The 22,386-nt window shown below is 28.2% G+C and carries 21 protein-coding genes and 1 tRNA gene; 6 read left to right on the top strand and 16 right to left on the bottom strand.

Annotation, left to right across the window (positions count from 1 at the left end; genetic code table 11):
* Positions 1-497 precede the first annotated feature (497 nt).
* Both AC2TEO_RS16890 and AC2TEO_RS16895 read right to left on the bottom strand, forming a co-directional pair.
* Positions 498-641 carry a hypothetical protein gene (locus AC2TEO_RS16890; protein WP_442265945.1) on the bottom strand — a complete coding sequence of 48 codons (144 nt, stop codon included), beginning with the start codon at positions 639-641 and terminating at the stop codon, positions 498-500.
* A 127-nt stretch (positions 642-768) separates the two neighbouring features.
* Positions 769-842, bottom strand: a tRNA-Met gene (locus AC2TEO_RS16895).
* 105 nt (positions 843-947) lie between these two features.
* On the opposite strand from AC2TEO_RS16895, the gene AC2TEO_RS16900 reads away from it, so the two are divergent.
* The 3 genes from AC2TEO_RS16900 to AC2TEO_RS16910 all read left to right on the top strand — a co-directional run bounded on the left by AC2TEO_RS16900 (position 948) and on the right by AC2TEO_RS16910 (position 3,575).
* Positions 948-1,331, top strand: a complete 384-nt coding sequence (locus AC2TEO_RS16900) for an START-like domain-containing protein (RefSeq protein WP_442265946.1) — start codon at positions 948-950, stop codon at positions 1,329-1,331.
* A gap of 102 nt (positions 1,332-1,433) precedes the next feature.
* Positions 1,434-2,261, top strand: a complete 828-nt coding sequence (locus AC2TEO_RS16905) for an aminotransferase class IV (RefSeq protein WP_442265947.1) — start codon at positions 1,434-1,436, stop codon at positions 2,259-2,261.
* Between the two features lie 117 nt (positions 2,262-2,378).
* Positions 2,379-3,575 (top strand): IS256 family transposase, encoded by a 1,197-nt coding sequence (locus AC2TEO_RS16910; RefSeq protein ID WP_442265948.1) that lies wholly within the window; start codon positions 2,379-2,381, stop codon positions 3,573-3,575.
* On the opposite strand, the gene AC2TEO_RS16915 is transcribed toward AC2TEO_RS16910, so the two are convergent.
* The 5 genes from AC2TEO_RS16915 to uvrA all read right to left on the bottom strand — a co-directional run bounded on the left by AC2TEO_RS16915 (position 3,572) and on the right by uvrA (position 10,164).
* Positions 3,572-3,760: a hypothetical protein gene (locus tag AC2TEO_RS16915; protein WP_442265949.1), complete on the bottom strand. Its 189-nt coding sequence runs from the start codon at positions 3,758-3,760 to the stop codon at positions 3,572-3,574. The genes AC2TEO_RS16910 and AC2TEO_RS16915 overlap by 4 nt on opposite strands.
* A 706-nt stretch (positions 3,761-4,466) precedes the next feature.
* On the bottom strand, positions 4,467-5,600 hold the full coding sequence (locus AC2TEO_RS16920; protein ID WP_442265950.1) for a hypothetical protein: 1,134 nt from the start codon (positions 5,598-5,600) through the stop codon (positions 4,467-4,469).
* 12 nt (positions 5,601-5,612) lie between these two features.
* On the bottom strand, positions 5,613-6,386 hold the full coding sequence (locus AC2TEO_RS16925; protein WP_442265951.1) for a hypothetical protein: 774 nt from the start codon (positions 6,384-6,386) through the stop codon (positions 5,613-5,615).
* A 160-nt stretch (positions 6,387-6,546) separates the two neighbouring features.
* Positions 6,547-7,098 carry a YqgE/AlgH family protein gene (locus AC2TEO_RS16930; RefSeq protein ID WP_442265952.1) on the bottom strand — a complete coding sequence of 184 codons (552 nt, stop codon included), beginning with the start codon at positions 7,096-7,098 and terminating at the stop codon, positions 6,547-6,549.
* A gap of 276 nt (positions 7,099-7,374) precedes the next feature.
* A complete protein-coding gene (uvrA, locus tag AC2TEO_RS16935) occupies positions 7,375-10,164 on the bottom strand; it encodes an excinuclease ABC subunit UvrA (RefSeq protein WP_442265953.1) in 2,790 nt (929 codons plus the stop codon).
* Between the two features lie 252 nt (positions 10,165-10,416).
* Here uvrA and AC2TEO_RS16940 point away from each other — a divergent pair, with 252 nt between their 5' ends.
* Positions 10,417-11,001 (top strand): RNA polymerase sigma factor, encoded by a 585-nt coding sequence (locus AC2TEO_RS16940; protein ID WP_442265954.1) that lies wholly within the window; start codon positions 10,417-10,419, stop codon positions 10,999-11,001.
* A gap of 233 nt (positions 11,002-11,234) precedes the next feature.
* Here AC2TEO_RS16940 and nth read toward each other — a convergent pair whose 3' ends face one another.
* On the bottom strand, positions 11,235-11,894 hold the full coding sequence (nth, locus tag AC2TEO_RS16945; RefSeq protein ID WP_442265955.1) for an endonuclease III: 660 nt from the start codon (positions 11,892-11,894) through the stop codon (positions 11,235-11,237).
* Between the two features lie 36 nt (positions 11,895-11,930).
* On the opposite strand from nth, the gene bcp reads away from it, so the two are divergent.
* The gene (bcp, locus tag AC2TEO_RS16950; RefSeq protein WP_299679472.1) at positions 11,931-12,383 is read left to right on the top strand and encodes a thioredoxin-dependent thiol peroxidase; all 453 of its coding nucleotides are present in this window, start codon (positions 11,931-11,933) and stop codon (positions 12,381-12,383) included.
* 57 nt (positions 12,384-12,440) lie between these two features.
* Here the strand turns inward: bcp and AC2TEO_RS16955 are convergent, their stop codons facing one another.
* The 5 genes from AC2TEO_RS16955 to AC2TEO_RS16975 form a co-directional block, all read right to left on the bottom strand.
* Positions 12,441-13,376 carry a sterol desaturase family protein gene (locus AC2TEO_RS16955; RefSeq protein WP_442265956.1) on the bottom strand — a complete coding sequence of 312 codons (936 nt, stop codon included), beginning with the start codon at positions 13,374-13,376 and terminating at the stop codon, positions 12,441-12,443.
* A 114-nt stretch (positions 13,377-13,490) separates the two neighbouring features.
* On the bottom strand, positions 13,491-14,123 hold the full coding sequence (locus AC2TEO_RS16960; protein ID WP_442265957.1) for an alpha/beta hydrolase: 633 nt from the start codon (positions 14,121-14,123) through the stop codon (positions 13,491-13,493).
* A 6-nt stretch (positions 14,124-14,129) separates the two neighbouring features.
* Positions 14,130-14,459: a hypothetical protein gene (locus AC2TEO_RS16965; protein WP_442265958.1), complete on the bottom strand. Its 330-nt coding sequence runs from the start codon at positions 14,457-14,459 to the stop codon at positions 14,130-14,132.
* A gap of 6 nt (positions 14,460-14,465) precedes the next feature.
* The gene (locus tag AC2TEO_RS16970) at positions 14,466-15,725 is read right to left on the bottom strand and encodes a dihydroorotase (RefSeq protein ID WP_442265959.1); all 1,260 of its coding nucleotides are present in this window, start codon (positions 15,723-15,725) and stop codon (positions 14,466-14,468) included.
* The gene (locus AC2TEO_RS16975; protein WP_442265960.1) at positions 15,722-17,653 is read right to left on the bottom strand and encodes a BatA domain-containing protein; all 1,932 of its coding nucleotides are present in this window, start codon (positions 17,651-17,653) and stop codon (positions 15,722-15,724) included. The genes AC2TEO_RS16970 and AC2TEO_RS16975 overlap by 4 nt, the downstream gene beginning before the upstream one ends.
* Positions 17,654-17,767: 114 nt before the next feature.
* Between AC2TEO_RS16975 and bshC the strand changes: the two genes are divergently transcribed.
* The gene (gene bshC / locus AC2TEO_RS16980; protein ID WP_442265961.1) at positions 17,768-19,378 is read left to right on the top strand and encodes a bacillithiol biosynthesis cysteine-adding enzyme BshC; all 1,611 of its coding nucleotides are present in this window, start codon (positions 17,768-17,770) and stop codon (positions 19,376-19,378) included.
* A 68-nt stretch (positions 19,379-19,446) separates the two neighbouring features.
* Here bshC and AC2TEO_RS16985 read toward each other — a convergent pair whose 3' ends face one another.
* The 3 genes from AC2TEO_RS16985 to AC2TEO_RS16995 are packed head-to-tail and all read right to left on the bottom strand — an operon-like array spanning position 19,447 to position 22,062.
* Entirely contained in the window at positions 19,447-20,346 is a 900-nt protein-coding gene (locus AC2TEO_RS16985; protein WP_442265962.1) for a LysM peptidoglycan-binding domain-containing M23 family metallopeptidase, read from the bottom strand.
* Positions 20,347-20,381: 35 nt separating this feature from the next.
* Positions 20,382-21,686 carry a peptidoglycan DD-metalloendopeptidase family protein gene (locus tag AC2TEO_RS16990; protein WP_442265963.1) on the bottom strand — a complete coding sequence of 435 codons (1,305 nt, stop codon included), beginning with the start codon at positions 21,684-21,686 and terminating at the stop codon, positions 20,382-20,384.
* On the bottom strand, positions 21,679-22,062 hold the full coding sequence (locus AC2TEO_RS16995) for a BlaI/MecI/CopY family transcriptional regulator (protein ID WP_299679499.1): 384 nt from the start codon (positions 22,060-22,062) through the stop codon (positions 21,679-21,681). Before AC2TEO_RS16995 ends, AC2TEO_RS16990 begins: the two co-directional genes overlap by 8 nt.
* Positions 22,063-22,386 lie beyond the last annotated feature (324 nt).

Raw genomic sequence — 22,386 nt, forward strand, 5'->3', positions numbered from 1 at the left:
TAGGTGAAGGTAAAAGTAAAAGTAGAAATAGAAAAGATGAATTATTTATTGTACGCATACAGTATCCGTACATCTTTTAATAGAAAAATGAACTTAGAGCAATCATAATTAATATAATCTAGAAGTTGTTAGAGTATCCCAATTTGAAAATGACATTTTTTATTTTAAATGAAAAAGACAAACAAGGTTAAATGATTATTGTAATAGAGATTAATAGGGTTAAAACTATTAAATTGTGTCTGACATATAAATCTTCATTAAACTTATTGATAAATAAACTTCCTTTAAATTTTAATAGAACTCTTGTAATCTCTGATGGAATCTTTTCTTAGGTCTTGTTTTTTTCTCTTTGTTTAGCTTGATTTAAGAATAAATCCAGAATATCAAATAATTTATAGTATGATTTTGTATTGTTTTCATCAACAAAGGGAGTCTAACCTTTTGCAAGTTTATGGTTGGTTTTTAAACAGAGTTTTTGAGCAAATTTTCTTCTCTCTTTAATGCTTGAAATTTGTTTTTATTTGGATCAAAAAGGGATCTATAGCATAATATTCTATAATCCAATATTTATTCTCTTTTACTTGAGCTGGAATATAATCTATAAACGGAGTGAGATTTTGATGATTTTGAAGTTTTGACATTTTTTTTACGTCGATAATGCTACTTCAACTGTAAAAAAAAATGGAAAAATCAATAGCGAGTATTTGGCATGCTTTTTTTGGTTTTTTCTCTGAAGCCCTTGTGTTTAAAGGGCTTCGAGAAATCTTGTAGCGAAGGGGGGACTTGAACCCCCGACCTCAGGGTTATGAATCCTGCGCTCTAACCACCTGAGCTACCTCGCCGATTGCGGATGCAAATATAGTTCATTTTTTTTTACACACAAGAAAACAATATCATTTTTTTTAAAAAGAATATTTATATATATTGTGTGCTAAACTTAAATGTAAATGAGTAAAGTTAAATTTGAATTAGAGATACCTGTACACGCTTCACCAGCGTTGTTATATCAATATTTTGCAACTCCTTCAGGTTTAGAAGAGTGGTTTGCAGATCGAGTAAATTCTAGAGGAAAAATTATTACCTTTTTTTGGGATGATAGTGAAGAAGAAGCAACCATTATAACAAAAAAAGCGGATGAACGAATTAAATTTAAATGGACCGAGAGTGAAGATGACGAAAGTTATTTTGAATTTAGAGTTCAGGTTGACCCTTTAACAAAAGATGTTTCTCTAATTGTTACTGATTTTGCAGATGATGAAGAATCTGCTGAAGAATCTAAGATGCTTTGGGAGAATCAAATAGATGAATTAAAACATTTGATAGGAGCATAATTACTTCTGTTATTAAATAAATATGAACTCAGCTAAATGCTGAGTTTTTTTATTTATAACATTGTTTTATTTTACTAATTTCGTTCTTTAAATTTTTAAGGAATGATAAATCATAACGGAAATATAATCGACGCATCTGAATTTCAGTTAACTCTAGAAAATAGAGCATTTAAATTTGGTGATGGTATTTTTGAAACTATTAAAATTTTAAATGGAAAAGTAGTGTTTTTTGAAGATCACTATTTTAGATTAATGGCCTCTATGCGTATGTTGCGTATGAAAATTCCTATGAAGTTCACTTTAGAATTTTTAGAAGATGAAATTAAAAAAGTATCTGAAAAGTTTTCAGAGAATAGTTTAAGGGCTAGGTTAACTGTATACAGAAAAGATGGAGGTTTATATACTCCAAAAACTAATGAAATAGATTATGTTATCGATGTTAAACCTGCAAAAGTTGAAGTTAAAGATAAGTATATATTAGATTTATATAAAGACTTTTATAATTATTCAGGATTATTATCTACAGTTAAAACAACAAATAGAATGTTGAATACCATAGCTGCTGTTTTTGCAGAAGAAAATGATTTAGATAATTGTGTTTTGTTAAATGAAAGAAAAGGAGTTGCAGAAGTTACAAATGGAAACATTTTTATAATAAAAGGAAATATAATTAAAACACCTGCACTAACAGAGGGGTGTATAAAAGGCATAGTTCGAAAAAAAATTATCGAATTATTAGAGGATCATAAAGATTTTACAATTGAAGAAACATCTATTTCACCTTTTGAAATTCAGAAGGCAGATGAAGTGTTTATTACCAATGCTGTTATAGGCGTTCAACCAGTAACTAATTATAGAAAAAAAGAATTTAAAACTGAGATTTCTATGAAAATTAGAAAAAGTTTAGATCTTATGGTTTTAACTAGTTAAGATAAACGTTAACCTTAATGGTAGTATCTCATAAACTGTGTAAGTTTTAAAAATATCGGGGTTGAATTCAACCCCGATATTTTTTTTAAATAATTAATTTTAAAATTTTACGCAAAGATGAAACCAGAAGATTTATTAAACGATGACTTTTTAAAACAATTCAGTAACGGTTCAGAATTAACTAGTTTTCTAGAAGAGCTTCATAAACGTGGTATAGAAAAGATTCTAGAAGGAGAATTAGATGCTCATTTAGACTATGAAAAACATAAGAAAAGTAGCACTGGGAATGTTCGCAACGGATATTCTAAAAAGAAATTAAAAACCTCACTAGGCGAAACAGAGATACAAGTTCCTAGAGACAGAGAAGGCAGTTTTAACCCTATGCTTGTCAAGAAAAGAGAAAGTACCTCTGATGGAGTTGAGAATATCATCATATCCCTATATGCCAAGGGAATGAGTACTAGTGACATTGAAGATCAAATAAAAGAACTTTACGGTTTTAATATCTCTAGTTCTACTATATCTCGAATTACAGATAAAATCACCAATGATATAATAGCTTGGAAGAATAGACCATTAGAAGCTACTTATTTAATTGTTTGGATGGATGGTATTGTTTTTAAAGTTAGAGAAAACTCTAAGGTTATCAATAAAACCATCTATATGGCAGTAGGCTTAAGAACAGATGGTAAGAAAGAAGTGCTAGGCTTATGGTTGGGTAAAAATGAATCGTCTGCTTTTTGGATGACCGTATTAACCGACATTAAAGCTAGAGGAACTCAGGATATATTGATAACAGCTACCGATAATTTAAATGGCTTTACTGATACTATAAAAACAGTTTTCCCTAATTCTACTACTCAAATATGTGTAGTTCATCAAATTAGAAATTCTTGTAGATATGTCGTGTGGAGAGATAAAAAAGCTTTTACTCTTGACATGAAGCAAATCTACACAGCGCCCACTAAAGAAGCCGCTAAAGCAGCTTTAGAAGACTTTAAAATCAAATGGAACTCAAAGTACTCTTATGCCATAAAAAGCTGGGAAAATAACTGGGATGAACTTACGGTGTTCTTTGACTTCCCTGTTGAAATTAGAACTATAATTTATACCACAAACCTAATCGAAAATCTAAATGGGAAAATTAGAAAATACACCAAAAATAAACTCTCATACCCAACAGATGAAGCTGTAATTAAATCTGTGTTCTTGGCTTTAAGACAGAGTACAAAAAAATGGACAATGCCCGTTAGAAACTGGGGGATTATTCTTAACCAGTTTTTGGCTATATTTGAAGACAGGATTAAGATTTAAAACCTTAACCCTGATATTTTGAACTTACACACTTTTTGGGATAGTGTCACCTTAATTTTATCGACAAAGTACTCTTTATTAGAATATCTGTTTACAGTTAATGTTAAGTTTGCTATTGGCATTTCCATTTCTATTTCACTACCATTAGGAGTAATAAATTTAAGTTTTTTTACAGGATAATTCATTATTGAAAAAATTAGCTGAATGTGAAATTATTGAGAAAGTAGTTTGATTACTTTTTTTTTAGTTATATGGATGTTTTTTGTGGATGAATGGTTGTTTTTATGTGTTTTTTGGTTTGTAATCAAAATAAAGGAGTGTAATTATATATTTTAATAAGTGGTGAATTGTGGGGGAAGAAAGAAATAATTGAGTTACATGAAAATCAAAATTATATTTTAAAGAAACTATTACCTGATCTATTTTCTAAATTTAAAAAAGACAAATTGGATTATTAAAAGTAATAATTATAAGAGGGTACCATTTTTAAAACATAGAAAACAGCTATAGAACTTATCTGTTTTATTAGCTATGTTAATTAATGAATATAAATTCTTTGGGACTATTTGACATTTTTTCGTAATAATATCTACTTACAGATATAAATCGATTTACTTTTAGGAATTCAATTTCGAATTCATTTCCATGACATTTTATTAGTCTTACTATTGTAGGTTTAATTTTCATGTTTCTGTTTTTATACAGCTACAAGATATTAACGAATTGTTGATTTAATAAGCTTAAACTGCTGAAGTGTAGTTTTTTTAAGTCGATTAGAAGTAGGTGTAACTACAAAAAGAGAATTTATGCTAATAAGAATAATGGAAATAGATGAAAAAAAAATGTGTAAAAAAAAGAGATTTATAATTTATATAAATCTCTTTTTTTAGTTTACTTTAAAATAATTTCATAAGGTGTATTATTATTTAAAGAATAATTTCCTGATATTTCTTCAACTACTTTTTCTTTGTTAGTATCAAAATATGTAACTCTAAATTGTTTAATTTGATCTTCAGGATAAGAGTTAAAATTCATGTCAATTATTCCTTCTGTATTGCTAGTTTTACTTTCTCTAAACTTATATTCAGTTAATGCATCTATGGTTACCTGTATTGGTGTTCCATTAGCATTTTTAAATAATGCTTTAAATGCCTGAAGTTCTTTTTCAGGTTCATTTACATATTTTAAATGTTGTTCGTTGGTGTTCTGATGTTTGTTTCTATAAAAACCTAAGTGGACGTTATTGCTAACATCATCTAAAAAAGTATTATAGCCTTTCTTTTCAGCATCATCAAAATATTTACAAGATTCACTTGTATTAGATCTGGCGTTATTTACTTCTTTACTATATTTCTTTCTACTTCTGTAGTTTTTTATAGCTAAAACAGATCTTTTAAACAAGTAAAACACAAACAATCCTGCCAATACTTCAAGTACATAAAAAAGTACAGGTAAAACATCTTGAATTCCGAAAACTGATTCTCTAATTCCTGCTGAAATTTCTCTCGCAACACGTTCTTTAGAGAAATAATATATAGCAACACCAATGGCAGAAAATAATGTACTACCAACAAAAAATTGAATTCTAACATCTCTTACAATTCCTTTTCTAATGTCAGATTCTGGTTTTGCGGAGTTTGAAGGAACTTTTTTCTCTTCAAAAAAACGTTTATTTCTGGTGTGAGAACTTAGCATTCCAACCATTAATTCTGCAATTACGATAGAAATGAAAATTATACCAACACCAATAACCCAAGGTGCTTGAGGTAAAATATCCCTATAAATTTCTCTACTAAAATAATATTCTAAAATGCATATAACCACAAAAGCAATTGTAAATGGAACAACATATGCATTAGACATAATTTTATCCCATTGTTTAAGTTTTTCTTCATTTGGTTTTAAAATTTCAAAAGTATCTCTAGCTCTTTTAGATGCAGAATTTGCTCTTGAAGCTAGTTCATCAGAGATTTTAAAAAGATCTTCCGATTCATCAGTAGAAGGTTTGTCCCAGTTTATTATCATAACAGTTAGTTTTTATATACATTCAAAGTCTTCAATATAGCTAAAGAAACCTTCTTTGCCTTCAAATTCATTTAGTTCAATTCCTTCAAAAATAGAAGTATCTTTCCAACCAATTAAAAACAATTCAGCATTATCAGGTAAAGCTAATTTGGTTTTAATTTTTTCAATTTTTCCAGATCTTCTAGGTTCATTTACACCATCTGTAAAAAGAACTACCATAACTTTATCATAATCTTCTACGTTTGGTTCTTTTAAAAGTTTGTTAATGTGTTCAAAAGCAAGGTTTATATTAGTAATATCTTTTCCTTTGTAAGGGGTGTAGTTTAAAATTGAACTTTGAACAGTTTTAGATAAAAAGCTGTTTAATTTTGAAGCATTTTTCTTCTTAATTTTTTCATTTTTAGCTTTAATCTTATCGTTGTATTTTTTTTGCTTGGCTTGTTCAGATAATGTTGGGTGTTCTGAAGTTAAAATATTCTTGTAAGGTTTTAAAGCGCTAACTTTTAACCTGAAAATTTCTTTAGAATTAGGTGCTGGATTTCCTATAATTGTTGAAGTGAAATAACCGCTTCCGTTTTGATTAATAACATCAACAATAGCTTTGTAGTCATCTTGATTTAATTTTTGAATACTTTCAGAAGAACCACTTCTGTCATCTCCTAAAACAATCATGATTTTACATTCAGGAATTTCTTCCTCAGCAATTGCATTATGATTTGGTTTGGGTGAATCACATGAAAAAATAAAAAGTAATAGAATAATTGGTAAAAAACTTTTGCTTAACATAAATATTTATTTTTTGCTAATATATATAATGTATTAGATACTTAGATAAACAAACCTTGTTTTTGAAAAAAAAGGATTTTATTCTTTTGTTTTTTAATTGGAAGAAGTGACTTGAAAGTAAGTTTTGTAAAGTCTAAGAAGTAATATTTAAAAAGAAAAATTAATTCATAGTGATGTCTGCTGGAGCATTTGCCCAAATCTTATATTTTCCGCCTTTTTGTAGTAGTTTGTTTTTCCAGATAGCTTCTTCGTCTTCAATAAAAATATTATTAAAATCATTTTCGGAAATAAACCAAGACTCAGTATTCAATTCACTTTCTAATTGTTGAGATCCCCAGCCAGAATAACCAAGGAAAAATCTTATGTCTGAAGGTTTAATTAAATTTTCGTTTAATAGGTTTTTTAAAGAATCAAAATTACCGCCCCAATAAATACCATTAGCAACTTCTATGCTATCTTTTAATAAGTGTGGAACGCGATGTATAAAATATAAATTTTCTTGTTCAACCGGACCGCCTTGATATATGGTAAAATTACATTCTATATCTGGTATTAAATCTTCTAAAACATATTGCATAGGTCTATTTAAAATGAACCCAACAGAACTAGCTTCAGAATGATCTGTAATAAGTACTATTGTTCTTTTAAAAGAGTCATCATTAAGTATAGATGGCTCAGCTATTAATAATCTGCCTTTTTTCGGGGTTAACATTAGTGTTTTGTAAAAATTCTATAGAAAAATAATAATATTTTTTTAAACTTTTAACTTTTTTTTAATGAAAAAAATATTAATAGTGTTTGTTTTTTATATATTTTATAGCGGTTTTAAGTTCTGATTAAAATATAACTTTCTTTTTTTTAGTTGATTACGTTTTTTATTTAGTAAAAAAAGAATTTTTTCAAATCTTATCTTTTAGTCAAGTATTTTATGATTTTTTTGTTTTTTAAAGAAGTTAATCTTAAAATTTTACAGTAAAAATATCATTTATTAATATAGTTTTTCTGAAATGTATTTAGATGTGTACGATTTTTTATTTTTAACCAATTCTTCTGGAGTTCCTTCAAAAATTAATTGGCCACCTTTTTTACCACCTTCTATACCTAAATCTATTATATAATCAGCACATTTAATAAGGTCTATATTATGTTCAATAACAATAATCGAATGTCCTTTTTCAATTAAAGCATTAAAAGAAGCTAATAACTTTTTGATATCATGGAAGTGTAATCCAGTGGTAGGTTCATCAAAAATAAACAGCGCTTTATCTTTTGTATCTCCTTTCATTAAAAAAGAAGCTAATTTTATACGTTGTGCTTCACCTCCTGATAAAGTAGAAGAAGATTGTCCTAATTGAACATAACCCAATCCAACATCTTGAAGTGGCTTTAATTTTTTTGCTATTTTAATAGCGCCATTTTCTGTAAAAAAGTCAATAGCATCATCAATAGTTAAGTTTAAAATATCGTCAATATTTTTTTCTTCAAAGTTAACCTCTAATATTTCCTTTTTAAAGCGTTTCCCTTTACAATTGTCACATTGTAAATGTACATCGGCCATAAATTGCATTTCAATGGTAACTACACCTTCACCTTTACAAACTTCACAACGACCACCTTCTACATTAAAAGAAAAGTGTTTTGGTTGATAATTTCTAATTTTAGATAACTTCTGTGTAGATAGAAGTTTACGGATATCATCGTAAGCTTTTATATAAGTAACAGGGTTTGATCGAGATGATCTACCTATTGGATTTTGATCAATAAACTCTACATGTTTTAAGTTTTCATAACTTCCTTGTACATCTGTGTACTGACCTATTTTATCTCCGTAACCAATTAATTTCTTTTGCATAATTGGATACAGTAATTTTTTTACAAGTGTACTTTTACCACTACCAGAAACTCCAGTGATTACTGTTAAGTTATTTAGAGGGAATGTTACATCTATGTTTTTAAGATTATTCTCTCTAGCTCCTAAAATTTTAATGAAATTTTTAGTTTTTCTACGTTGATTAGGAACTTCTATTTTTAGGGTTTCAGATAAATATTCAGCAGTAAGAGTTTTCGATTTTATTAGTTCATCGTAAGTTCCTTCTGCAACAACTTTTCCTCCGTGAGTTCCTGCTTCTGGTCCAATGTCGATAATGTAATCGGCTTCTTTCATGATGTCTTCATCATGTTCAACTACTATTACCGTATTTCCAAGATCACGTAAGTTTTTAAGTACTTTAATTAATCGTTCTGTATCTTTTGGATGAAGTCCAATACTTGGCTCGTCTAAAATATACATAGAACCAACTAACGAACTTCCTAAAGAAGTAGCCAAGTTAATACGTTGACTTTCTCCTCCTGATAATGTATTAGATGTACGATTTAATGTAAGGTAACTTAATCCAACATCAGTTAAAAATTGGAGTCTATTATTAATTTCAGTTAATAATCGTTTTGCTATTTTCTCTTCATATTCATTTAAAGTAATAGATTTAAAGAATACGCTTAATTCGTCTAATGGAAGATTTACCAAATCAGAAATTGTTTTACCACTAACTTGAACATAGTTTGCTTCTTTTCTTAAGCGTTTTCCGTCGCATTCATGACATTTAGTTTTACCTCTGTAACGAGATAACATGACTCTGTTCTGAATTTTATAGCTTTTTTCTTCTAATTCGTTAAACAGATGATGAATTCCCATGAATTTATCTGTTCCTTCCCAAACTAAATTTTGTTGTTCTTCTGTAAGCTCGAACCAAGGTTTGTGAATTGGAATGTTGTAACTATCTGCATGCAGAATTAAATTTTCCTTATACCATTTATAAGCATCTGTTTTAAATGGGAAAATTGCATCTTCATAAATCGATAGTCCTGTATTAGGAATTACCAAATCTTCATCGATACCAATTACATTTCCGTATCCTTCACAAGTAGGACAAGCTCCGTAAGGATTGTTAAAACTGAAAAGGTGTGTATTTGGTTCTAAAAAAGTAATGCCATCTAGCTCAAATTTATTACTAAATTCTGTTTTAGTTTTTGTTTCTAAATTTTCAACATAACAAAATCCTTTTCCTTCAAAGAAAGCTGTTTGAATAGCATCTGCTAAGCGGTTGTAGAAATCTTCATCATGTTGAATAACAACTCTGTCTACAACTAAATCTATATTATTTCCTTTGAAATCTTCAATAGGGAATTTATCAATTCGATAAACTTTATTATTGTATTTTATTCTAGCATACCCCTGTTGTTTTAAAACTTGTAATAAAGATTCAATAGTTCTCTTTTTAGGTATAACTACTGGAGCAATTAAAAGAAGTTTTGTTTGTTCATTTAACGATTTTACATGATTTACAACATCGGTTACTGTATGTTTCTTGACTTCATTTCCAGAAATAGGAGAGAAGGTTCTACCAATTCTGGCGTATAATAATTTTATATAATCGTAGATTTCTGTAGAAGTTCCAACAGTAGATCTTGGATTGGTAGAATTTACTTTTTGTTCAATTGCAATAGCAGGAGCAATCCCTTTAATGTAATCTACTTTCGGTTTGTTTAGTTTTCCTAAGAATTGACGTGCATAAGAAGATAAACTTTCTACATATCGTCGTTGTCCTTCCGCATATAAAGTATCAAAGGCTAATGAAGATTTACCAGATCCAGAAAGTCCGGTTATAACCACAAGTTTATTTCTAGGGATAACTACATCAATATCTTTTAAATTATGTAATGATGCGCCTTTTATGATTATATTTTCTTTGGGATTTACTTTAGTAATATCTACTTTCATGAACTCGAAAAATAAACATCAAAAATAGTGATTTTACCAGTCAAGTAACAATCTATAATCAAGTAAAATGAAGATAATTATTAATGTTTTTTTTAATTTAAACAACTTAAAATTTGTTTTTTGAGATAAAAAAAATATATTTGTCCTGTACATAATTGTTTAAAAATCATACGCCTATACAAAAAAACTACTTTTAAAAATTTAATATAATTCCCAAAATGAGATAGAAATATCTCTCAAAAAGTAGTAGTTATGTATAAAAAAATAGCAGACGATAGTGTCTTAGTTAGAGAGTATATTAACGGTAAAGAAATCGCTCTAGAGTTTCTTGTTAGAAAACACCAACAACGCATTTTTAGTTTTATTTACAGCAAAGTTCAAGATAGAGATGTTGCTGAAGATATCTTTCAAGATACTTTTATTAAAGTGATCAAAACCCTTAAAAAAGGTAATTACAATGAAGAAGGGAAGTTTTTACCTTGGGTGATGCGAATTTCTCATAACTTAGTTATTGATTATTTTAGAAAGAATAATAGAATGCCGTTTTTTAATAACTCAGATGAGTTTGATATTTTTTCTATTATCAGTGACGATGCTTTAAATGCTGAAAAGCGAATCATTAAAGATCAGATTTTATTAGATGTAAAAAACCTAATTGAGGAACTTCCGGAAGAACAAAAAGAGGTTTTAAAGATGAGGATTTACATGGACATGAGTTTTAATGAAATTTCTGAAAATACAGGTGTAAGTATTAATACTGCATTAGGAAGAATGCGTTATGCTTTGATAAATATCAGAAAATTAATAGATAAGAATAAAATAATTTTAATTAACTAATAATAAATTGATATGTTGTGCGTTACTATTTATAATTAAACAATAAATTATTTATATGGCGCAAATTTACTCTGAAAAACCATCCAATTTCAGGATGAACCCTAAAAAAACAACAATACAATTTATATTAAACTTTTCCAAAAGCTTCAAAACGGTAAGAACAAATAACGATGTTCTCATTGAATTGAATTTGAATTAAGAGTGAAGAAGCTTCAGTGCGAACTGGAGCTTTTTTATTTCTTCCTCTTTTTGTAGTATTCTGTAATTACAGTTTTTCTTCCGATTGCGCTTGTAATTATATCGTTATCTAAGTTCCAACCTCTTGCAGGACAATACTCTCTACCATAAAAGATAATTTGTAAATGTAGTTTATTCCAAATTTCTTTAGGAAATAAACGTTTTGCATCCTTTTCTGTTTGTGCAATACTTTTTCCGTTAGATAAATTCCAACGATACATTAAACGATGAATATGAGTATCAACAGGAAATGCAGGAATATTAAATGCTTGAGCCATTACTACACTAGCTGTTTTATGTCCAACAGCTGGTAATGCTTCTAAAGCTTCAAAACTTTTCGGAACTTCTCCATTATGTTTTTCTATTAAAATTTTGGATAAACCATAAATTCCTTTCGATTTCATAGGTGAAAGTCCAACAGGCTTTATAATTTCTCTGATTTCATCAACAGACAATTGTACCATGTCATAAGGATTATCTGCACGCTCAAAAAGTAAAGGTGTAATTTTATTCACACGTTCATCAGTGCTCTGAGCAGACATTAAAACGGCAATTAATAATGTATAAGGATCTGTATGATCTAAAGGAATAGGAGTTTCTGGATATAATCGTTCTAAAGTGTCAATTACAAACTGAACTTTTTCTGTTTTGTTCATTTTTTCAGTATTTTTACTTAACAAAAATACCAAATTATGACAACACTTAAGATAGGAGATAACGCGCCAAGTTTTGAAGCTAAAGATCAAGACGGAAATATCATAAAATTAGAAGATTACAAAGGGAAAAAGTTAGTTGTTTTTTTCTATCCTAAAGCGAGTACTCCAGGTTGTACAGCTGAAGCTTGTAACTTAAGAGATAATTATGAAACTTTTCAAGCGCAAGGATATGAGATTTTAGGAGTAAGTGCAGATAGTGCAAAGCGTCAACAAAACTTTATCAACAAACACGAATTACCATTTCCTTTATTAGCAGATGAAGATAAATCTGTAATTAATGCATTTGGAGTTTGGGGACCAAAAAAGTTTATGGGGAAAGAGTATGATGGTATTCACCGAACTACTTTTGTAATCGATGAAAATGGTGTTTTAACTGATGTTATCGCTAAAGTGAAAACTAAAGCCCACGCAGAGCAAATTTTAGGATAATTTATCATCTAAAATTGGAATAATAAAAAACGCTACAAATATTTGTAGCGTTTTTTATTATTTATCTAACTTTAATTCTCTTTGAAGTTCTTTACTCGTTTTCGAACTTCCATCATGGCTCCAACCTGGAGGCATAAAAACATATTTTAAACGAGTTCCTAAAGGCAAATGTTTTTTGTTATGAAAAAAGTCTTTAAAGATATCTTTCCACTCGTGGAAAATGATATTTACAGGTCCTTTGTCATCTAAAGGTTTTGTTAATCCGAATTTTAATTTTTCGTATTCCATTTCCTCTTCCTCAGCCTGAAATGTACCAAACATTCTATCCCAAATAATTAAAAACATTCCCATGTTCTTGTCTAAATATTTAATGTTAGAAGCATGATGAACTCTGTGATGAGAAGGAGTAACAAATATATATTCCCAAGTTTTTAGTAAGAAACCTACGAAACCTTTTCTTTTCGTTGGTTTTATAAAGTTCGTGTGACATAAAGTTCCATAATTCTGGTTCATCGCATAAGCAAACATGATATGTAAGGGTTGAATTCCTATTAAAATTAATGGAATTAAAAACATAAAACGATAAAATGGCTGTAGAACCGGTGAACGGAATCCTGTAGAGATATTATAGTATTCTGAGTTATGATGTGTAACATGAACAGCCCAGAAAAATCTTGAATGATGATCTACATAATGATGTACATAGTACAAGAAATCTTGACCAACAAATGCTATAAACCAGTATAAAAATCCAGTACCTTCCCAATTAATGAAACGATAATCATAGAAAAAATCCATTACCACAAACGAAGTAGCGTACATCAATCCATCTAAAAATACATTAACTAACGCAAAATATACGTTTGTTGAAATATCTTTAAATTCATAATTTTTAGCTTTTCGTTTATAGCTAAAATACATCTCAACACCAATGGCTAAAGCACAAATTGGAACAAACCATATATAAGCATTTTGGTGAGTGAAAATATCCATATAAAAAAACATTTAGGTTAAAAAGATAGTAGTTATCTAAGCTTAATCTCGTGCAAAGGTAAACTATCTCTATTTAAAAGAATTTATTAAACATAGAAATTGTTTATACTAAGATTATAACCTCTTATCGATCCAATCTTTAAAACTATAAAAGTTCTGAGGAGCAACACCATGCCCAACAGGATATTCATGAAATTCGTTTTGTAAATTGAGTTTATTTAAGAAATCTGGAGTTTTTTTAGCCCAAGCAAAAGGAATTACTTGATCTACAATTCCATGAGAAATATAATAATCAGTTGTTATTGACTCTGAAATTTCTTTTGGAATTAAATCTTCAAGTAAATATCCACTTAATGCAACTACATGTTGTACTTTGTTAGGATAACGTAAACTTAATCCGTAACTTAAAATTGCACCTTGGCTAAATCCTAGTAAAAATGTTTTGTTTGTATTGTATTTTGCTTGTATTTCGTCAATAAAAACAGCAATTTTATCTACAGATTCACTAGCTTGTTTTGTGTCTGAAAATTTATCGTTGTTTGCATCAAAATTTATAGCATACCAAGCATAACCTCCATAGCCCATTTCATAAGGAGCTCTAACAGTTATTATTAATAATTCATCTGATAATTCTTCAGCAAAAGAAAATAAATCATCTTCATTACTTCCGTATCCGTGAAGTAAAATTAAAACATTCGGATTTTCAGTAGCAACTTTCGGTGCTCTTTCCTTATAAAATAAACTCATTAAATATTATAAACTTTTAAACCAATCTTGGAAGTAATCTCCTAAAATAGGAACTTTTTTTTCTTCACCGTTCAACACTCCCATAAATCCAATAAACCATAGTACGATTAGTAAACCAGAAATAATCCAAGAGACAATTCCTCCAAAAAATCGATAAACTACCCAGCTATTGATTAGTGATATTAAATTTAGTCCAACCATTTGTCTAACATGAAAACTTGTAAAAGCATTCTTCTTAGAACTGTTTAATATAAAAGCTACAATTGTACCGATTATTGTGATATAACTAATTATAGCATTGGTTTTTCCTTGTTCGATTGTTGTTAGATTTCTCATTGTAGATTAGGTGTTTAAAATTAATTGTTGGTTCGCATATATTCCATATGCTTTACCTTTAAGTTTTTCACCTATAAATATACTGTTTTTTGAAGTTGATTGGATATCATTTTCATTAAAAACAACTTCTAATTCTGTAGTAAACAAAGTAAGCTCTGCTTTAGAATCAATAGTTATAGAAGTATTATCAATTCCAAAGATAGATTTAGGATTTGTACTTAAACATTTAGTAATCGTTTCTATATCAAAAATCGAATTTAATGCTCCGAAAGCAGTTTCTAAACCTATGGTTCCATTTTTTGCAATAGAAAATTCTACTTTTTTTTCTTCAATATCAATAGGATTATGATCTGAAGTAATTATATCGATAGTTCCGTTTTTTACGCCTTCAATTAAAGCTAAACGATCCTCTTCTGTTCGCAACGGAGGATTTACTTTTACTCTAGCATCAAAACCAATCAATTTTTCATCAGTTAATAAAAGGTTGTGCACAGCAGTACTACAAGTAACATTTAACCCTTTACTTTTTGCTGCTTTAATAAGTGCTACCGATTTTTTAGTAGAGATGGTTGGAATGTGTAATTTCCCCCCAGTATATTCCAATAAAAATAAGTCTCTAGCAATTTGAATTTCTTCTGCTAAAGCAGGAATACCTTTTAAACCTAATCGTGTTGCATTAACACCTTCATGTGCGACACCTTCACCAGCGATTTTCTTGTTTTTAGGAAAACTTAAAACTAAACCATCAAAATTTTGAGCATAAAGTAATGCAATTTTCAAAAGGTTGTCGTTTTCTACTGGTTTCTTATAATCACCAAAAGCAATAGCTCCAGATTGTTGCATATCAAACAATTCTGCCATTTCAATACCTTCACATTTTTGTGTTAAAGCACCAATTGGATGGAGTGTTACTGCCTTACTAGTCGCTTTATGAATTAAATATTCTACAGCAGATTTAGAATCTGTAATTGGCTGTGTATTTGGATTAACAGCTACTCGTGTGAAACCAGATTTAGCTGCAACTGAAAGTCCGTTTTCAATAGTTTCTCTTTCTTCATAACCAGGTTCACCGAAACTAACGCTAGTATCAAACCAGCCAGTAGAAACATGTAAATTATCAAGAGTTATTGTATTGTAATTTTCTTTGGTATCAATAGTATCACTGATTTCAGTAATAACACCATTTGAAATTAAAATGTCTTTTACGCTATTGTGAAAAGGACTTGAAGGATCTATTATTTTCGCTGATTTTAAAAGCGTGATCATACTTTAAAGTATTTTAGAATCAAAATTTCTAGCAACAAAGATACAATGGCAAGAATTAAAAACCATTTCCAAAACCAATGAACTTTGTATTTATCTTCAATTTTTTTAAAATTATCTTCTAGAGAATTATTTATACTAATATTTTTCTTTTTTAAACTATTGATGTTTAGGTAGTTTAATGAACTTTCGGCAGGAGGATTGTTATAAGCAATAGTTTGAACTTTTAGATTTCCTTTTTCAATGGTGTAAAAACCTTTGCTCTCAGGTAATTCACTAGTGCTTAATTTTACTTTCGTTTGAAAAGTTTGCTGTAATGGAATAAAAGAATTGTTAGTATTCTTAATTGTTAAAATATCATCCTTTTCTAATTGAGTAGCAATTTCTATAGTATTAGGCTGGGCTAATGTGTAATATAATTTAGACAGCTTTAAACTCTGTTTTCCCATATTATAAAATACAGGTACAACCAAAGGCGAATTGGTAAAATTACTTTTCTCTTTGTTTAAAGGAGAAGAAAACCAGTATACTTTACTAGAAGAAGAAGAATTAGTTTCTTGTATAAAAGGTTCGTTATTTTCATAGTCGATAATACTACTAGATCGATTCATCTTAGTATTAAACGTAGTTGTTGTAGTTGGGTACTGAAAATTAGTCACCTTTTTATCAAAAACATTTTTAAATAAAGGATGGTTAAAATTAATTTTAGTGATTTTTAAGGAATCAATTTTCTTACTTAATAATTTTCCAACTCCTAAGCGTTCAAATAATTTGTTGTACGATTTAAATTCGGATTTTGCATTTGGAATAATTGCTAAGCTTCCACCATTTTTTGTATAATCAATTAAACTTCTTAGTAAGCTTTCAGGAAGTTTGTCAACTTCATTTAAAACAATAAGTTGTTGTTGATTTAGAGTGTTATAATTTACATTTTGTATTGTAGAACCTGTAAAGTTGAACTCTTGTTCGGTATAAATTCTTGATAAGAAATCATTATCATTTCCAATAGCTAAAACATTAATTTTTTCATTAGAATTGATAGTGAAAAAGAATTCATTATCAAACTCAAAAGTATCAGTATGATCAAGTTTAACAATTCCAGTAAAATTACTGATGTTTTCAATAGCAAAAGAAATTACCTTTTCCGCATTTTTTTGAATCGTAAAAGTTTGTTTACTTATTAATTTTTTACCATTGTATATTGCTACAGGAATATTTTCTTTTAATGTACCTTGATTTTTAATATTGATATTTATAGTGCTCTTAGCATTCGTATTAGTAGATAAATACACACTATCAATTGCTAAATTTTCTCTTTTTTCTGGTAATATTTGAGTTAGAGAAAGAGTAGAAGATACAGAATTGAAGGCTTCATCTTTGATATTTTGAAAATCTGAAACTAAAATTTTTTCTGTAGCTCCATTAATATTTGATAGTTTTAGTAAAACATCGCTGATTGATAAACTTTGAACAGAATTTTTTGTGTTTAATACGATTTTCTTCAATTCATCTCCAGAAATATTCTGATAAATATTAGAATTTGTTAAAAGTGAATAGGTATTGTTCGGAGAAATATTTTCTGCAATTTCTTGACTAGCAACTTTTAAGATGTTTCCTTTGGAACCTTTTGAATTTGTACTTAAAGAATTATCTAAATAAATTGCCACATGATTTTCTGTGTCTACATTTTCATTGCTGAAAAAAGGTTGTGCAAAAGCCAATACTAAAGCTGTTATTAATAACAAACGAGTACATAGAACTAACCATTTTTTTAGTTGAGAACTTTTCCTGTTTTTTATGACTAAATTCTCTAAAAATGCAACATTTGTAAAAGGAACTTTTTTAAATTTTCGCAGTTGAAAAAGATGTACTAAAATGGGAATTATTAAAAGAAATAAGAAATATAAAATCTCAGGATGTTTAAATTGCATTATAGATTATTTATAATGTAAAAATAGAAAATAGATTTTATAAAGTTTTGTTAAGATGAATTCAAGTTGTAAGCAAAGCGTTAAATTTGTTACTTTACTCAAAACAATTAGCTAATGTCGTTAACCGAGAGTGAGTGTAGTACTTACATACCGTTTCAAAAAACTGGTTTTTTTTCTAAAATGATGTGTGATTATTTAGAGCAATCAGAAAAATTGACTAGTTTTTATCACAATTTTCCTAATTCAGAAGGTTTTAAAAATCAAATATTAGAAAAAAAGAAAACATTTTCTAAAATTAATAGAACTGTTTTAGTTGAAGTTTTAAAGACTCAATATGTAAAGGAAAATATTTCTGAAAGTACAAGTGCTAATATTGAGTTACTCGCTAACGAAAATACATTTACAGTAACAACAGGACATCAGCTAAATCTTTTTACAGGTCCGTTATATTTTTTATACAAGATTATTTCTGCAATCAATTTAGCAGAAGAGTTGAAGGAAAAACATCCAAACGATAATTTTGTTCCAATTTATTGGATGGCTACTGAAGATCATGATTTTGAGGAGATTAATTATTTCAACTTCAAAGAAAAAAAAGTTCAATGGAATTCAAATCAAGCTGGTGGAGTAGGTCGTTTTAGTACAGAAGGATTATCTGAAGTATTTGAATCTTTTTCTAATAAACTAGGAAACTCTAGAAATGCTGAGTTTTTGAAAGAGTTGTTTTTTGAAGCTTATATAAAACATGATAATTTAGCTAATGCAACACGATTTATAGCGAATTCATTATTTGCTGAATTTGGATTAGTAATTATTGATGCAGATGACTCTAAATTAAAGTCGTTGTTTAAATCATATGTCGTTAAAGATTTATTAAATTCAGTTTCATATAAACATGTTTCAGAAACAAATACAAGTTTAGAGGAGAATTACAAGATCCAGGTAAATCCTAGAGAGATTAACTTGTTTTATCTAACGGATAATTTAAGAGAGCGAATAATTCTTGAAGATGGTGTATATAAAGTCAATAATACGGATTTAAGTTTTTCTGAAGAAGAAATTCTAAATGAGGTAGAAAATTATCCTGAACGATTTTCACCAAATGTAATTATGAGACCTTTATATCAAGAAGTTATTTTACCAAATTTATGCTATATCGGTGGAGGAGGAGAGCTAGCTTATTGGATGCAATTAAAAACGTATTTTGAAGCAGTAGAAGTTCCTTTTCCAATTCTTTTATTGCGTAATTCTGTGCAAGTAATTAGTAAAAAACAATTTGGTAAATTAGAAAGACTTTCTATTTCTGTAGAAGAATTATTTTTAAAACAGCAGGATTTATTAGCTAAAAAAGTAAATGAAAATGCTGAGGTTAGTTTTAATTTTGAACAACAAAGAAGCATATTAGAACAACAATTTTCAGACTTAAGAGTTATTGCATCACAAACTGACGCTTCTTTTACAGGAGCTGTAAATGCACAAGAGAAAAAACAATTAAAAGGTTTAGAAAACCTACAAAAACGTTTATTAAGAGCAGAAAAAAGAAAACAATCAGATTTAGTAGAAAGAATTACTTCATTGCAAAGTGCAATATTACCAAGTTTGAGTTTAGAGGAGCGAAAACGTAACTTTTCTGAATATTACTTAGAGTATGGAGATGATTTTATACAAACATTAAAACAAGAATTAAAACCATTACAGTTAGAGTTTTTTGTTTTGGTAAAATAAAAAAAGAGAACCTAAATAATTTCAGGTTCTCTTTTCTTTTTAATCTATTGAAGAAATAATTTAAAATATTATATAATTAATTTTTGTCCAATTCTTAAAGTTGTTGTTTTTCTAATCTTATTTGTTTTACAAATACGACTTATAGAAGTCCTATTTCTGTAAGCTATTCCAGATAGCGTATCACCACTCTTTACAATATATACTTTGCGTTTACGCTTTTTATAAGCTAAAGCTTTTTCATAAGAATCTAATGTTACAAGTCTGCTTTGTCTTTTAGAACTATGATAGTAAGTTTTCGCCCAATCTCTAGTTACCCATAGATTTTTAGCACGAATTTTATTACTGTTTTTTAAGTCTAATAAGTATTCCGGGTTAATAGCAATTCCTTTATATCTAGTTTCTAAATGTAAATGACTACCTCTAGATCTTCCTGAGTTTCCTCCAAAAGCTATAGCTTGCCCTTTCTTTACAATGTCGTTCTTTTTTATAATAAAGCCTGATAAATGTGCATAAACACTTTCTAAACCATTATCATGTCGTATTACAACAGTTTTACCATATCCTGAACTACGGCCTACAAAACGAACCTTACCTGGTAAAATACTAAAGACACTGTCACCAGTTACCAAATCGATATCAATTCCTCTATGTGGTCTATTTCTTCTCCAACCGTATCGAGATGTAATCACACGTTTTTTTGATATTGGTGAAGCATATGTAGAATCTGAAAATTTAATTTCAAAAGGAAATTTTACTTTCGGATTTGCATAAGCAGTAAATTGAGTAGTAACCCAATTTTCTGTGAAACACTCATCATTAAAAACTTCTTTTTTTGTGTTTTTTTCTAAAGAATCATTTTTTACGTGATTAATATAATTCTCAACAATTTTTGTGTTTTTTAGTTTTTTTTGAGCTGATATAATTAAAATATTAGAAATAGTAAATAGTAGACAAATAGTTTTTTTCATTTTCAATTAAAAGTTGAATATAGTTTTATAGTTAATTATTTTATATAGTCTAAAGGGTTAACATTTTTACTATTATGCTTTACTTCATAATGTAAATGTGGACCTTTTGATAAACCTGTATCTCCAGTAAATCCAATTACTTCCCCTTTTTTAACAGATTTTCCTTTTTTTAATTTAAAACTGTTCAAATGTGCATACCAAGTTTCATATCCATTTGTATGTGTTACAACAATTAAATTTCCCCAATTTCCTTTGTAAGACGCATAAGAAATAATACCGTCTGCAGTTGCAACTATAGGTGTTCCAATAGCAGCTCTAATATCAATACCTTGATGAATTTTAGCTTCACTTTTTTTACCAAACTTTCTTAGTTTGCCGAAATGAGATGTGATATCTGAAACTGTTTTATTTTGGATTGGAAAAATAGATGGAATTGAATTATTATCTGTAATTATTACAGGTAAATTATTGTTAAAATCATCTTGATTAAATGATAATAGGCAGATGCTAATTATTGGAATTAGTATTAAGTATTTTATTTTTTTGAAAGAATTGGTTTTATTTTTTGAAATCATTTCTAATCTTTTTTTAATAATTGGTTGTTTGAAATAACTGTATAGCTTGATATTGGTTTTACTATTGATTTCTTTTCTAAGAACTTTTAAGTAATCAGATATGTTAATTTTATTAGTTAGTAATACTTCTTTATCAACTTGAAATTCATGAACAGATTTTAATGATTTTCTGAAGTAATAAACAAAAGGGTTGAACCAGAACAGTATGATGTATAATTCAGTGATTAGGAGATCTAAAGTATGTTTAAAATCAACATGTTTTTTTTCATGTTCAATAATCAAGTTATCTATGTTTTCTCTTTTTGATTTTGGAATAAAAATCCAATTAAAACAAGAGAATACCTCAGTGATATTTGCATATATAAAAGTGTATTTTCTAGATTTTTTAAGTTGAGATTCTTTTTTTAGTTTAATAAGTTGTTGAACAGATTTTATTAAAGAAAAAAGAGAAATGATAACTCCGAAAAAATATAACAAAGTGATTATAAATGAATAATTGAATTTTTCTTTCAAAATCTGATTCTCTGAAAAATTCTCACTCATCATTTGGTCAATTTCTATAAATTTAGGAATGTTTATACTCGATATTTCTAGAGGAGAAAAAACATCAATAGAACTTAAAATAATAGAAACAGGAATAAAAAGTATTAAAATTAATCTGTTCAGTTGAAAAAATGTATGTTTCCTGAATAGTGATACATAAGCTAAGTAGAAGACAATAAAGATCAAACTACTTTTAACAAGAAATATTAAATAATTACTCATTTTGTTCTTTTAAATTTTGAATTTTTTCATCAATAAGTTGTTTTATTTCTTCTAATTCAGAAAGATTCAAATCTTCATTTCTAGTGAAATGAGAAGCAAATTTACCTGCAGAACCATTAAAAAAGCTAAAGATTACATCATTCATATATTCTTTAAAATATTTGTTTTTACTTATTAAAGGATAATATTCTCTGGTTTTTCCAAATGCTTTATAGTCTATAAACTTTTTCTTAACCAAAACACGAACTACTGTAGAAATTGTTGTGTAGGCAGGTTTAGGTTCAGGAAATTCATCTACAATATCTTTTAGGAAAGCTTTTTTTAGTTTCCACAGATAATGCATTATTTGTTCTTCAGGTTTGGTTAATTTGTTCATGTTGCGAATATATAAAAAGAATTACTATAACTATAGTTATAGTAATAAAAAATATGTTAAAGTAGTTTAAAGTGTTAGAAAAAGATTAATGAATCAGCCACAATACGCCCAATGTTAGTAAAATAGGCAGTATTAATGAAATAATAATTGCTATTGAGTTTAAAATTAAACCAATAGAGGAATTCATCTTATAAGAGTTGATTACATTTATTATAGAAGTAATAAATAGAACAATACAGATGATTAATACCAATAATCTATGTTGAAATATATAAAAATTAAAATTTTTGCTATCTAAAAAATAGAAAATTAGAATTCCTAAAC

The sequence above is a fragment of the Tenacibaculum aquaeponti genome, assembly GCF_057221555.1.